The 12,821-nt window shown below is 61.1% G+C and carries 16 protein-coding genes; 11 read left to right on the top strand and 5 right to left on the bottom strand.

Annotation, left to right across the window (positions count from 1 at the left end; translation table 11 throughout):
- The first annotated feature begins 6 nt into the window (after positions 1–6).
- Positions 7–408, top strand: coding sequence for an MAPEG family protein (locus LVD12_RS02270; protein WP_237065340.1), 402 nt, complete (start codon positions 7–9; stop codon positions 406–408).
- A gap of 143 nt (positions 409–551) precedes the next feature.
- Here LVD12_RS02270 and LVD12_RS02265 read toward each other — a convergent pair whose 3' ends face one another.
- The 3 genes from LVD12_RS02265 to LVD12_RS02255 form a co-directional block, all read right to left on the bottom strand.
- Positions 552–845 carry a YebG family protein gene (locus tag LVD12_RS02265; protein WP_237065338.1) on the bottom strand — a complete coding sequence of 98 codons (294 nt, stop codon included), beginning with the start codon at positions 843–845 and terminating at the stop codon, positions 552–554.
- Positions 846–1,129: 284 nt separating this feature from the next.
- Positions 1,130–1,750, bottom strand: coding sequence for a LysE family translocator (locus tag LVD12_RS02260; RefSeq protein ID WP_237065336.1), 621 nt, complete (start codon positions 1,748–1,750; stop codon positions 1,130–1,132).
- Positions 1,750–2,352, bottom strand: a complete 603-nt coding sequence (locus LVD12_RS02255) for a DUF924 family protein (RefSeq protein ID WP_237065334.1) — start codon at positions 2,350–2,352, stop codon at positions 1,750–1,752. The genes LVD12_RS02260 and LVD12_RS02255 overlap by 1 nt, the downstream gene beginning before the upstream one ends.
- A gap of 93 nt (positions 2,353–2,445) precedes the next feature.
- Between LVD12_RS02255 and LVD12_RS02250 the strand changes: the two genes are divergently transcribed.
- The 4 genes from LVD12_RS02250 to LVD12_RS02235 are packed head-to-tail and all read left to right on the top strand — an operon-like array spanning position 2,446 to position 4,630.
- Positions 2,446–2,748 carry a hypothetical protein gene (locus LVD12_RS02250; RefSeq protein ID WP_237065332.1) on the top strand — a complete coding sequence of 101 codons (303 nt, stop codon included), beginning with the start codon at positions 2,446–2,448 and terminating at the stop codon, positions 2,746–2,748.
- 39 nt (positions 2,749–2,787) lie between these two features.
- Positions 2,788–3,696, top strand: coding sequence for a DUF6249 domain-containing protein (locus LVD12_RS02245; protein WP_237065330.1), 909 nt, complete (start codon positions 2,788–2,790; stop codon positions 3,694–3,696).
- Positions 3,697–3,708: 12 nt separating this feature from the next.
- Entirely contained in the window at positions 3,709–4,263 is a 555-nt protein-coding gene (locus tag LVD12_RS02240) for an RNA polymerase sigma factor (protein WP_237065328.1), read from the top strand.
- A complete protein-coding gene (locus tag LVD12_RS02235) occupies positions 4,256–4,630 on the top strand; it encodes a hypothetical protein (protein ID WP_237065326.1) in 375 nt (124 codons plus the stop codon). Before LVD12_RS02240 ends, LVD12_RS02235 begins: the two co-directional genes overlap by 8 nt.
- Before the next feature lie 209 nt (positions 4,631–4,839).
- Here LVD12_RS02235 and LVD12_RS02230 read toward each other — a convergent pair whose 3' ends face one another.
- Positions 4,840–5,316, bottom strand: coding sequence for an LEA/WHy family protein (locus LVD12_RS02230; protein WP_237065324.1), 477 nt, complete (start codon positions 5,314–5,316; stop codon positions 4,840–4,842).
- 142 nt (positions 5,317–5,458) lie between these two features.
- On the opposite strand from LVD12_RS02230, the gene LVD12_RS02225 reads away from it, so the two are divergent.
- Both LVD12_RS02225 and LVD12_RS02220 read left to right on the top strand, forming a co-directional pair.
- Positions 5,459–6,628: a dipeptidase gene (locus tag LVD12_RS02225; protein ID WP_237065323.1), complete on the top strand. Its 1,170-nt coding sequence runs from the start codon at positions 5,459–5,461 to the stop codon at positions 6,626–6,628.
- Between the two features lie 71 nt (positions 6,629–6,699).
- Entirely contained in the window at positions 6,700–7,728 is a 1,029-nt protein-coding gene (locus tag LVD12_RS02220) for a mechanosensitive ion channel family protein (protein WP_237065321.1), read from the top strand.
- A gap of 85 nt (positions 7,729–7,813) precedes the next feature.
- Here the strand turns inward: LVD12_RS02220 and maiA are convergent, their stop codons facing one another.
- Entirely contained in the window at positions 7,814–8,443 is a 630-nt protein-coding gene (maiA, locus tag LVD12_RS02215) for a maleylacetoacetate isomerase (RefSeq protein WP_237065320.1), read from the bottom strand.
- 311 nt (positions 8,444–8,754) lie between these two features.
- Here maiA and LVD12_RS02210 point away from each other — a divergent pair, with 311 nt between their 5' ends.
- The 4 genes from LVD12_RS02210 to LVD12_RS02195 all read left to right on the top strand — a co-directional run bounded on the left by LVD12_RS02210 (position 8,755) and on the right by LVD12_RS02195 (position 12,738).
- Positions 8,755–9,252, top strand: coding sequence for a MarR family winged helix-turn-helix transcriptional regulator (locus tag LVD12_RS02210; RefSeq protein ID WP_237065318.1), 498 nt, complete (start codon positions 8,755–8,757; stop codon positions 9,250–9,252).
- A 26-nt stretch (positions 9,253–9,278) separates the two neighbouring features.
- Positions 9,279–10,469, top strand: coding sequence for an amino acid aminotransferase (locus tag LVD12_RS02205; RefSeq protein WP_237065316.1), 1,191 nt, complete (start codon positions 9,279–9,281; stop codon positions 10,467–10,469).
- Positions 10,470–10,646: 177 nt separating this feature from the next.
- A complete protein-coding gene (locus tag LVD12_RS02200; protein WP_237065315.1) occupies positions 10,647–12,014 on the top strand; it encodes a class II 3-deoxy-7-phosphoheptulonate synthase in 1,368 nt (455 codons plus the stop codon).
- Positions 12,007–12,738, top strand: coding sequence for a glutathione S-transferase family protein (locus LVD12_RS02195; RefSeq protein WP_369413359.1), 732 nt, complete (start codon positions 12,007–12,009; stop codon positions 12,736–12,738). The genes LVD12_RS02200 and LVD12_RS02195 overlap by 8 nt, the downstream gene beginning before the upstream one ends.
- Positions 12,739–12,821 lie beyond the last annotated feature (83 nt).

Genomic DNA, 12,821 nt, shown 5'->3' with positions numbered 1-12,821 from the left:
TTACCGATGGCTACAGTCACCGCTTTTTACGCTGCACTCTGTGCGCTGCTGATCATCGCCCTGGCGTTCCGGGTGGTTAAGTTCCGTCGTTCGCAGAAAGTCGGGCTCGGTAGTGGCGGGAAGCATGATGCGGAGGTCGTCATTCGTGCGCATGCCAATGCCGTGGAGTATGTGCCGCTGGCACTGCTGCTGCTGTTGCTGGCGGAACTCAATGGCCTGGCGGCAAGCTGGCTGCATATTCTCGGGGGAGCCCTGGTCCTCGCGCGTTTTCTGCATGCCTTCGGGCTGACAGCGGGCAGGGGAGGCTATCACCCCGGACGCTTCTGGGGGACTGCATTGACCTGGATCGTGATCCTGGTGCTCGCTGCAGTACTGCTTGTCGGGACTTTCTCTGCCCTGAAATTCTGATTCCTCCCGCTGGCTGGGCCAGTGCCGGGATGCGGGCCCAGTCTTGGGGGGGATCGGGGGCAAAGGTTGGCCCACAGGGAAGCATACAAAAAAGCCCGGCCAGGCCGGGCGCAGTACAGGGATGGTAATCGTGGCTGTGGTGCTTACTGGTTGGCCGCCAGCGGGGTAACGCGGTCGTCGTCTGCAGAGGTCTCTTCTTCCTCTTCCAGCAGTATTTCAGGCTTGCCCTTACAGGCCTTGGCCAGATTTTCGCGGCGTTTGGCCAGCAGCAGGCCGATTTCCTCGCCCACCTCCTCAGAGATGCCATCCACATGGCGCTCGATCAGGGAGGTGATGTTGGCGGCGAGTTCCAGCATCTTGTCGTGTTCTTCGGCGTCTTTTTTGTTGTCGAACATTGCTCCGTCTCTATCGCATTTCCATACAGCTACAACGGCCATGGTTGCCTCCGGTTTTTATTGAAGCGGGTTGGTGATCTGTATTTCTGTACAGTAAGTGTATATTTGTACAGTGTCAAGTTCGGGGTTTTGCGGTGAGTCGACCGGCTGTTGCGTTTTGCGGCGTCGCTCAGGGGGGAAATGCAGGGATAATGATCACTCGGTAGCGTTCCTCCCCCCCCCCTATCAAAAGAGAGGGCGCGCTGCCTCAACCCCGCAGTAAAGTGTTAGAGCCCGCATCGCGGGCTTTTTTTGTGCTCCGATGGCCCGGGTCCTGGGCTGCTGGCTTACAGGCTCAGCACCAGTCGCGCCGCAAGCCCCAGAAGGAGAACCCCAAACAGTTGCTGCAGTCGATGGGCGGCGGTAGCGCCCAGCCATCCCCGACCACTTCCCAGGCTGACCAGCAGCGCAACCAGGGCGTACCAGGTTGCGTCGATGCCGGCAGCGAGTCCGGCCATACCCAGCTTGGTAGCCAGCGTCTGCTCAGCCGAGACGAACTGACTGAACAGGGCGGTGAAGAAGATCGCCACCTTGGGATTGAAGAAGGCAATGCCGAAACCCTGCAATGCTGCGCGGGAAACGGAAACCGGCGCTGCGGCCGTGCCTCTGGCTGCTTTACTGTCCGGGGCAGGGGCTCTCAGGGCTTTCCAGCCCAGGTAGAGCAGCATGGCGGCACCGCTCCACTGGAGCAGGGAAAAGAGCAGGGGAGTGTGGGTGACCAGCACTGCCAATCCAAAGGCGGTCAGGCCTGCGTAGAGTGCGATGGCCGCGCCGTGGGCAAGGGCGCTGGCCAGGCCCTGCTGGGGGCCGGCGGCAGCACAGCGCAACACGATCAGCAGGCTGGGGCCCGGACTCATGGCGCCGAGGGCACAGATTCCGGCCAGGGACAGCCAGGCCAAGAGATCCATCAGAATCCCCCTCCCTGGTCCAGCCATTTCTGCTCGGCCGTGGTGGTCTCCCGGCCCAGCGGCGCATTGCGGTGCGGATAGCGCCCGAACTCGTCGATGACCTTCTGGTGGGCGAGCGCATACTGGTAGAAGCTCTCGGCCTGGGCGGCGCCCGTGGCCCCATCCAGATAATCCATACGCAACTGGTTGAAATATCCCACCGAGCGCTGCTGCATATCCTCGCTTTCTGCGTGTTCCAGGGGCATGCCGAGGAAAGCGCGCTGGAATAGTCCCAGCTCCCGGTCGTCCCCCCGCTCGATGACGGTCAGGGCCACTTCCAGTGCCAGCGCGTCGCCGGCAAACGCCCGGGCGGTGCCGCGGTATACATTGCGGGTAAACTGGTCACACAGCAGCACCAGGGCCAGCTCTCCCGCCAGGCTGCGCCGCCAGTCTTCCAGTTCACCGGCCAGGGCTGACTCCACCAGATGGCCGAATCGCTCTTCCATCTCGCTGTCCAGGGCCTCGTTGCGGGTAAACCAGAGCTGCTGGTGCAGTTCGTCCGCGGGTGCCTGCAACTGGTCAGAGCCAAACCAGAACTCCAGTACTTCTGAGGGGTGCGCCATGGGTTCTCCCAATTTTTTTGCCACCGGTGCATCCAACCGGTGATGTCGCCCCATCTTACTGGTGTACAAGGAATTCAGCCAGGAGGCGAAACCATGAAAAGCACTGATACAGGACGTTCCAAACAGGTACAATTTTACGCCGCGCTGGCACTGCTGCTAAGCGCGCTGCCGGCCGCAGCGGCCGAGCTCTCCCTTCCCATGGACGAGGTAGAGCGTGAGCTGGCGCAGAAGACCGAGGAGGTTTTCTCGCGCAAGCTCAACGAATGCCGGCAGGCGCAGGAAAAGAGTGCCGGGGAGGCGGATAAGCCGGTCTATCCGGTACGCATTGCCGACCGGCCCTCATTGCAGGGCGGTGCACTGGGCCATCAGGTGGGCCTGCCCCTGACGGCGCTGTAAAGAAATCGACTACAGGTAACACAGGTAGAGAGCACGATAATGAGAGCGAGAACCAATAACATCACCGCAGCCGGTTCCCGGCTGCTGCTGGGCCTGGTGGCGACCCTGTCGCTGACCGGTTGGGCCCAGGAGGCCCCCGAGCCGCCCCAGCCCCCGGCGGCGGTCGAGGCTCCCGAGACCCGGGAGCATCAACGGGAGATGGAGCGGCTGCAGCGTGAGATGGAGCAACATGCGCGCGAAATGGAAAGCCGCGCCCGCGAGATGGAAAGCCATGCGCGGCACCTGGAGCGGGCTCAGGGCGAAGTGGAGAAGCAGGTGCGGATCCTGCGCGGGGATGACGGCACACTGCGCATCACCACCCGCGACGAGACAGGAGAGCGCAGCGAGGTTCACGTTGACCTGGGCGAGGAGTTCGGCGGCGCCCTGACCCGGCGGATTTACGAGAAGCTGGAGAAGCAGGGCATTCTGGATGAGAAAGGCCTGGTGGTCGAGGAGTCTCTGGATGGGGTGCCGAAGAATATCCAGATCGGTATTTCCAGCGACCTGGATAAGTCTCCACGGCATCAAGAAAGGGAGGGTATTGATATGAGTTGGCTGGTAGGCGTGGTGCTCTTTCTTGGGATTTTCAGCACCCCTGTTCTGATCGTCTGGCTGGTGACCCGCAACAGCTACCGCAAGAAGCAGCTGCTGATGGAAAACATCAACCGCATGGTGGCCGAGGGCCACGACATTCCACCGGAATTGCTCGATGCGATGGAGGGCGAGTCTCCGAGCAAGGCGCGCGACCGCGGCTTTACCCTGATCGCTGTCGGCCTGGCCCTGTTCATCTGGTTGACCATCGCTATCGGCGCAGGTGCCGGTAGCCTGGGCCTGATCCCACTCTTTATTGGTGTGGCCCGCTTCATCAACTGGAAGCTGGATCACCGTTCCGAAGGCCAGGTGGGTTAAGGGCAGGGACCTATGGACCTCAATGACGAGGAACTGATCCGCAGGATCGTCGAGGATGGGGACCAGCGGGCATACGCCCAGCTGGTCCACCGCTATCAGTCACAGCTGCGTTTCTCGCTCCGCCAGCTGTGCGATGGCGACCAAGGCCTCGCAGACGATATGGCGCAGGAGGCCTTCATCAAGGCCTACAAAGCGCTGCCTGCGTTTCGCGGCGACGCGCGTTTCAGCACCTGGCTGTACCGCATCGCCTATAACCTCGTCATGAGTCACAAGCGCAAGAATGCCCCGGAAGTGAACCAGGAGCTGGTGGACCGGGCCCAGGCGGATGAATCGGTGGAAGAGTCCCAGCAGTTGGGGATGGCCCGGGACCTGCAATCCGCCATGGGAGAATTGAGTGAAGCCCAGCGCCAGGCAGTGCACCTGTGCATGCAGCGGGGCTTCTCCCACGAGGAGGCGGCCAGTATTATGAAGTTGCCGCTGGGTACGGTAAAATCCCACGTTAACCGAGCGCGGGCCAAGCTGCAGACACTGTTGCAGGCGTGGCGCGAGGAGGTAGTCAGTGGATAGCTTTGATCAAAAACACAGCAAGATCGATGGCATGACAGATTCGGCACTACTGGGCAATGACCCGGAATTCGATGCCTGGCTGAGCCGCGAGCTGAAGTTCGACGAGCCCTATCTCGACGACAACGGCTTCTGCGAGCAGGTAATGGCCAGGCTTCCCGCGCCGTCCAGACGCTCGGAAAAACGCGCTAGCCGCATGCAGTATGCCGCAGTGGTTGCGGCATCGGCCATCGTCGCCTGGCAGTTCCCCTTTGATGCCGTCGTTACCGAAGCCGTGCGCCAGTCCATCAGCCTGTATTCCCTGGTTGGCTTGGGTCTGCTGGCTTCACTGGCGACCATGACGGGCGGGATTCTCGCGGCGCGCCGCTGAGAGGCAGTCCAGCTCTGGCATAGACTCAGCCGTTATCTGGATCCGGCCGCTGCGGCGGCCGGACAATCACTCTCTCTCCCCCAGGCCTCTCTTTTCCGGCGCCTGCCGGTGCTTTAGGCTTCTCCAGCCCAGCCATCAACCACCAGGTCGCGCCAGCCGCTCCGGGCTGTCCGTTCTGGCATTCGGGACGACCCAGGTTGGGTTGGGTATCAGCGAGTGCCGTACTGGTTGAGGGTGATCTCACCGCGTTTCGTCACCCTCAGGGCTGGCAGAATGGAGCGGCGCAGCCCCAGTTTGGCCTGTAGTTCATAGGGCACAGCATCCCGCGGTCGTCCCAGCAAGTCGGCTGCCGCCATCAGCGAGCCGACCAGACTGGCGGTGGCGTCTACGGTAATATCCTCCTGCCCGTAGGCCGGAACCGGCCTGAGGTTGCTGGCGGTACCGGTGACCACTTTGTGCCCTGCCAGCTTGAGGGTGTAGTAGAGGCCTGACAGGGCCAGTTCGGAGTTGTTGGGATTGAAAACCCGCAACCGGATCCGGAAGCGCAGCTCGTTCCCGCTGGATGGCAGGGGTTCCAGGGCCACGATCTCAACCTCCGGTTCCTGGAAGGAGGGTGAGAGCACCGCGCAACCGGTCAGTCCCGCCAGTAGTAGCAGGGTGAAGAACAGCGGAATACTTCTGGGCATCAATGATCTCCCGGGTCGGTTGGCGTAGAATTCCTGTTAATCCTAGACCGCGCCAGTGCCAATTGGTTTGCCTGGATCCCGGGGCAAACAGCCAGGCCAGGCTGCGAGTCGTAAAAACCATGATATTCAGATCTTGCCGCCCATGAAGACAAAAGTCGCCCTGATCTCCGCACTGGTGCTATTACTGCTGGCCTCCTGGCGCTGGTTGCTGCTGCCCGCAGTGGATAGTCGCCTCAACCAGTACCTGGGACAGGGCCAGCCACCCCTTTCCACCAGAGCGCAGGAGTTGCATCGCTCTCTGCTGGTGGGCGACCTGCATGCAGACAGTTTTCTCTGGGCCCGTGATCTGGCCGATGCCTCGGCCTACGGCCATCTGGACCTCCCCCGTGCCCGCACCGGCAACCTGGCCATCCAGGTGTTCACGGCAGTAACCAAGTCACCCCGGGGTCTGAATTACGAGGAAAATGCCAGCGATGCCGGCGACAACATCACCTTGCTGGCGGTGGCCCAGGGCTGGCCACTGCGCACCTGGGACAGCCTGCTCGAGCGGGCGCTGTACCAGTCGGAACGGTTGCACCGGCTTGCCTCGAACCGGCCTGAAGCCATCGTGTCGGTCAAGACCGCGGCCGACCTGCGGAAGGCCCTGGCACAGCGCAGTGATGGCGAGGGCCCCCTGGCTGCGATCCTTGGAATCGAAGGTGCACACCCGCTGGAAGGAAAACTGGAAAACATTGCTGTCCTGTATGACGCCGGTTTTCGCGTCATGGGCCTGCAGCATTTCTTCGACAATGAGCTGGGTGGCTCCCTGCACGGGGTGAGTGGGGCGGGCCTGACCGACTTCGGGCGCCAGGCCGTGCTGGAAATGACACAGCGCTCGATCATCATCGATGTGGCCCATTCCTCGGAGCAGGTGGTGCGCGATGTCCTGTCCCTGACCGAGCGCCCGCTCATCGTGTCCCATACCGGCCTGAAGGGGCACTGTGACTCGGCTCGCAACATCAGCGATGATCTGATGCGACAGATTGCCGACCGGGGCGGACTGATCGGTGTGGGATTCTGGGATGGGGCCGTCTGTGATCCCAGCCCCGGGAGCGTGGTGAGCGCTATCCGTTATGGCATCGACCTCCTTGGTGTCGAGCATGTGGCCCTGGGGTCGGACTATGACGGCACGGTGGCAGTCACCTTCGACGCCGGTGAGCTGGGGGTGTTGACCGAGGAGATGCTTCGTCAGGGCTTTACGGAATATGAGATACGCCGGGTGATGGGCGAGAATCTGCGCGACTTCCTCCTGGCCCAGCTGCCACAGGGTTGATCCCAGGATCTGGATCGGCCGGGCACGCCATCAGCTATAAATGGAGTTGGTGTGTGCAACGGAGCCCTGCGGTGTATTCCGATCTGGACAATTCGATCGACTTCCTGCGCCGGCTCCTGTACCGGGCTCAGTCAGAGAAACAGGAGGGGCAGGAAGATTCTTCCGCCCTGGAGGGGCTGGAAGAAATCACCCCCGAGCCGGTATCCGAGGCTGCCCTGACCGTGGCCGCCTCCCTGAATGATGTCTGGAAGGACTTTCTCGCCCATACCCCATTCGTTATTGCCAGTTTCATGGTGCTGATCGCCACCTGGCTGATCGTGATCATGTTGCGCCGCTTCGGTTGGCACCTGTTCCAGCGCACCACTTCCCGCAAATCCCTGCAGGACCTGTTCGTCAGACTGCTCACCATCGTGATCTGGGTGCTGGGACTGCTGTTCGCGGCCATGGTGCTGTTTCCCGGACTGACACCCGCCAAGGCTTTGGGGGCGGTGGGCCTGTTGTCGGTGGCGATCGGCTTTGCCTTCAGGGATATGTTCGAGAATTTCTTTGCCGGGATCCTGATCCTATGGCGTTTCCCGTTCGAGGAGGGGGACGTGATCGCCTGCGAGTCGATTGTCGGTCGGGTGGAGTCGGTGGAGGTCCGCAATACCACCATCCGTCGTATGACCGGCGAGCTGGTGATCGTGCCAAACCTGTTTCTGTTCAAGAACCCCTGTGAAGTCCTGACAAACCGGGTAAAGCGCCGCGTCAGCATTACCGCTGGTGTGGCCTATGGAGAGGATATAGAGGAGTCAGTGAAGGTGATCGCGGCAGCGGTGAAGGAGTGCCGGACCGTCCGCGATGATGAGCAGGTGCAGGTCTTCCCGGAAGGCTTTGGTGAGAGCAGTGTCGATATCGAAGTCACCTGGTGGACAGGTTCGACCCCGGGCCAGGTCAGGGAATCGATTGGCGAGGTGGTCACCGCGATCAAGAAAGCGCTGGATGCGGCGGGCATCGAGATTCCGTTCCCCTACCGCACTCTGACCTTCAAGGAGCCCCTTAATCTGGTACGGGGGGAGGGCCGCTCCCCTGGCGCCGGGGCGGAGGGCGATGCCGGCTAGCGGCGTTTTTTCCCGCAGACCGGGATGCCACTCTGACCGCCCCTCTGGCAATACGCTCTCGCAATGGTCCGCAGCGGGCTGCGGGTCAGATGGTGCTGTCCGGCTGATTTTCAGGGCGCGCCTTGATGAACGCCGGTATCTCATTACAGGCCAGCATGATGCGGTGAATGGCCGGGTATTCGGCGATATCCATGCCAAAGCGCTCGGAGCTGTAGATCTGCGGTATCAGGCAGCACTCGAGCAGTCCCGGCTGTTCTCCGGCAGCGAAGGGGGACGGATTCAATTGGTTTTCCAGGGCAACAAAGCCCTCGTGAATCCAGTGTCGGATCCAGTCCACTTTCTGCTCGTCAGTCAGGCCGTATTCAGACTGCAGGTAGCGCAGGATGCGCAGGTTCTGCACCGGCTGGATATCACAGGCAATTCCATACGAAAGTGCCCGGATACGGGCACGCTCCAGCGGTGCTGTCGGCAACAGCGCCGGCTGCGGATGTGTCTCATCGAGCCACTCGAGGATTGCCAGGGATTGAGTCAGCACCTGCTGGCCATCTACCAGGGCGGGTACCAGTCCCTGCGGGTTCAGGCGCGTGTATTCCTCCCCTCGTTGCTCGTTCTTGAGCAGGTTGACCGCCCTGTAATCAAAATCCAGACCCTTCAGGTACAGCCCGATCCGGACCCGGTAGCTGGCGGAGGAGCGAAAGTAGCCGTGTAGTTCCATCGTGTTGTTTATCCCATCCGGTGTGTTGTCGCGGCATCAGCGGGCGTTTCGCGCAAACATAACGTGCCAGGGCCAGTCCTGAATAACAAAAATGTCTTTGCACGCCGTATAATGCGCCACCGTTTATCTCCGGGAGCGAGCCCGCTCTGCGGCGGTGCTGTGTGAGTCCCCTGCAGGGAGGTCCGCACTGCCGCCCGGCGACGAAGTGGTTACAATTGAAACCAATGTTAGATACATTTGTAACCCCGTACAACCCGGGCACCTTGAGCAAAGGTTCCGGAGAGGCAAGCAGGAGAGGCTGAACAGCGGCAATGAACAGTGAAAAGAACCGGCACGAAGAGGCCGGCGCCCCGGACGACCTGCGTCTGGAAAAGTTTTTACCCTACCGGCTCTCGGTGCTGTCCAATCGGGTGAGTAATGCCATCGCGCAGGCCTATGGCGAGCGGTTCGAGCTCACAATCCCGGCCTGGCGGGTGATGGCGATTCTCGGACGATTCCCTGACCTGTCCGCCGCGGATCTGGTCGAGCAGACCGCGATGGACAAGGTGGCAATCAGTCGCGCGGTGTCCGCGTTGTTCCGCAATGATTACATCACCCGCAGTGAGGATCCCGCTGACCGGCGCCGGCAGGTGCTCAACCTGTCGCCGCTGGGCCGCGATGTTTACGAGCGCATCGTGCCCCTGGCCCAATACTACGAGAACGACCTGATGGCCTCGCTCAGTGCCGAGGAGCGAAAGCAGCTGGACAGCATCATTGAAAAGCTGATGGATCGCGCGCAGGCCTGGGCCGAGCGCGGGCTGATCGATTGAAGTTAACGAATTAAAGGAGAAGTCACATGTTTGAGAAATTCACCAGCCTGCCACCGGATCCCATTCTCGGCCTCCTTGCCAGCTACCGGGTGGATGAGAACCCCAACAAGATCGACCTGGGGGTGGGTGTCTACAAGGATGAGAGTGGCCATACCCCGGTACTGCAGTCGGTAAAGGAAGCAGAAACCAGGCTGCTGCAGGGTGAGGAGACCAAAGCCTATATCGGTCCGGCCGGCACCCCGGGTTTCAACAGCGCCATGCAGGAATTGGCGCTCGGTGAGGGCCATCCCGCCCTGATCGCCAACCGGGTGCGCTCCGTGCAGACGCCGGGCGGTTGCGGTGCCCTGCGGGTACTGGCAGAACTGGTCAACCGCGCGCGGCCCGGTGCGCGGGTATGGGTCAGCGATCCCACCTGGGCCAATCATGTACCGCTGCTGGGCAATGCGGGCCTGAAGATTGAAAGCTATCCCTATTACGACCGCGCCACCAGCAGCCTCCGTTTCGATGAAATGGTAGAGACGCTGAAAAATGTAGGCGAGGGCGACCTTGTGCTGCTGCATGCCTGCTGTCACAACCCCTGTGGCGCGGACCTGACCCGTGAACAGTGGAAGGTGATTGCTGAAATGGCGCAGAAGCAGGGATTTACGCCATTTATTGATATGGCCTACCAGGGTTTCGGTGACAGCCTCAGTGACGATGCCTGGGGCCTGCGACTGATGGCCGAATCTGTTCCGGAAATGCTGCTCGCCGTGTCCTGCTCAAAGAATTTCGGTCTTTACCGCGAACGCGTCGGCATGGCACTGGTTATCTACAACGATGCCGCTGCAGCGGACAACGGCCAGAGCCAGTTGCTGAACGTCGTGCGCGGCAACTACTCCATGCCCCCGTCCCACGGGGCAGCGATCGTGGAAGCGATCCTCACGGATGCCGGCCTCCGCGCCAACTGGGAAGCCGAGCTGACCGAAATGCGTGAGCGCATCAACAGCCTGCGCTCTGGCGTGGTCGAGAGCCTGGCCGCCGCCGGTGCCCCGGGGGATTTCTCCTTTATCCAGCGACAGAAAGGCATGTTCTCGTTCCTGGGAATTTCCGCCGAGCAGGTGCAGCAGTTGCAGAAGGAATACTCCATCTACATGGTGGACTCCAGCCGGATCAGTATTGCCGGCCTGAGTCAGGGCAATATGGAATATTTCAGCAAGGCAGTAGCCGCTGTACTCTGACAGCAGTGACGCAGGGCAGAAACTTCGGGCCGGCCGCCGCGCTCGCCTGAGGGGCCCTGTTGAACGAGCTGTGAAGCAATAGAGCTCTGAAAGAATAGAGCTTTCAAAGAGAGTCCCGTGTGTTTAGCGGGATGTTTCTTGTTTGCACGACAAATGGACGTTTGAGGTAAACAACCCGTGTCAAAGGTCTCCCCGGAAATCTGGACTCCCGCAAGCTGGCGCAGGCTCGAGGCCAGGCAGCAGCCGAACTATCGCTCGCCGGAAGACGTTGAGCAGGTCCGCAATACGCTATCCGGTTACCCTCCACTGGTTTTCGCCCAGGAGGCGAGAGATCTCCGCCGCCAGTTGGCACAGGTCGCCGAGGGCAAGGCATTCCTGTTGCAGGGCGGTGACTGTGCAGAGTCTTTCTCGGACTTCAATGCCAACCGCATCCGTGACACCTTCAAGGTGCTGCTGCAGATGGCGGTGGTGCTCACCTTCGCCGGCAATATGCCGGTGGTGAAGGTGGCGCGGATGGCAGGGCAGTATGCCAAGCCCCGCTCTTCGGACACCGAAACAGTCGATGGCGTGGAGCTGCCCAGTTATCGTGGCGATATCATCAACGGCATTGAGTTTACCGAGGCGGCCCGCCAGCCGGACCCGGACCGCATGCTCACGGCTTACAACCAGTCTGCGGCGACCCTGAATCTGCTGCGCGCCTTTGCCCAGGGCGGCCTGGCGGACCTGCACCAGGTGCACGGCTGGAACCTGAGCTACCTGGAGAGCAATCCCCAGCGGGAGAAGTACGCCCAGCTGGCGGAGCGCCTGCAGGAGGCACTGGAGTTTATGGCCGTCTGCGGCGTGAATTCCGACAACACCCCGGCAATCCGTGAGACGGTGCTGTACACCTCCCACGAGGCACTGTTGCTGGATTACGAGCAGGCCCTGACCCGCACCGACAGTCTCACGGGCAAATGGTACGACTGCTCTGCCCATATGCTCTGGATCGGTGAGCGTACCCGGCAGTTGGACGGTGCTCATGTAGAGTTTCTCTCCGGTGTCTGGAACCCCATCGGCGTCAAGGTGGGGCCGGGTATGGGGACCGACGAGCTGCTCCAGTTGATCGAACGCCTCGATCCCAATAACGAGCCGGGGCGCCTGACCCTGATCACCCGCATGGGTGCCGATACCCTCGGCGATAAACTGCCGGCCCTGGTGCAGGCGGTACAGAGGGAAGGGCGCAAGGTGATCTGGAGTACTGACCCGATGCACGGCAATACGGTAAAGGCCAGCAGTGGCTACAAGACCCGGGATTTCGACAAGATCCTGCGAGAGATCCGCGACTTTTTTTCAGTGCACCGCGCCGAAGGCACCCATCCAGGGGGGATTCACCTGGAAATGACAGGACAACACGTCACTGAGTGCACTGGGGGTGCCTGGAAGATCTCCGAGGAAGACCTGGCAACCTGCTACGAAACACAATGCGATCCGCGCCTGAACGCCGATCAGGTGTTGGAGCTGGCCTTCCAGCTATCTGACTGGTTGCGCAGCGGCCGCGCTGGCTGAAATCGTCAACCTGGAAACTGGCGGGGTAGGGAAACTGTACCGGCTCTTCATAGGCAACAAGAACTACTCGTCGTGGTCATTGCGGCCGTGGGTCCTGTTGCGCCAGTTACAAATTCCTTTTGACGAGCAACTGGTGCCGTTTGATGAGGGCGGCAGCTGGGAGAAATTTCGCCATTTTTCACCCAATGGCCTGGTGCCCTGTCTTGAGGATGGCGATATTACGGTGTGGGACTCACTGGCGATTGTCGAGTATATCGCTGAACATTACCCACAAGTCTGGCCCGAATCCAACGCTGCCCGCGCATGGGCCCGCTGTGCCGCGGCGGAAATGCACTCCGGTTTCGCTGCCCTGCGCAGTCAGTGTCCGATGAACTGCGGCGTTACCATTTCATTGAGAGCCCTGACTCCAGCGCTGCAGAAAGATCTCAACCGCATCGCCGAGCTGTGGCAACAGGGGCTGCAACGGTTTGGGGGCCCTTTTCTGGCGGGCGATCGCTTTACCGCCGTGGATGCCTTTTTCGCCCCGGTTGCTGTTCGTGTGCAGGGTTTCGGCTTGCCACTGCCCGAAGCGGCTGCGGCCTATGTCCGGCGCCTGCTCGGGTTGCCTGTGATGATCAAGTGGGTCGACGAAGCCCTGCTCGAACCCTGGCGTGAACCCAGCCACGAGCAGGAATTGCTGCAGTCTGGCACCCTGGTCGAGGACCGTCGCGTCCAGCCCACCTGAACCCTGTCCTCACTGGAACCACCGGTTCCGATTCATGGCATACCACTCCGAGCTGTGAGCTCATATTGTGGCGTCATAGTACC

This window comes from Microbulbifer guangxiensis, from assembly GCF_021729075.1.
Lineage (GTDB): Bacteria > Pseudomonadota > Gammaproteobacteria > Pseudomonadales > Cellvibrionaceae > Microbulbifer > Microbulbifer guangxiensis.
Note: the sequence above shows the minus strand (reverse complement) of the source record. Positions and strands in the feature narration are given on the sequence as shown.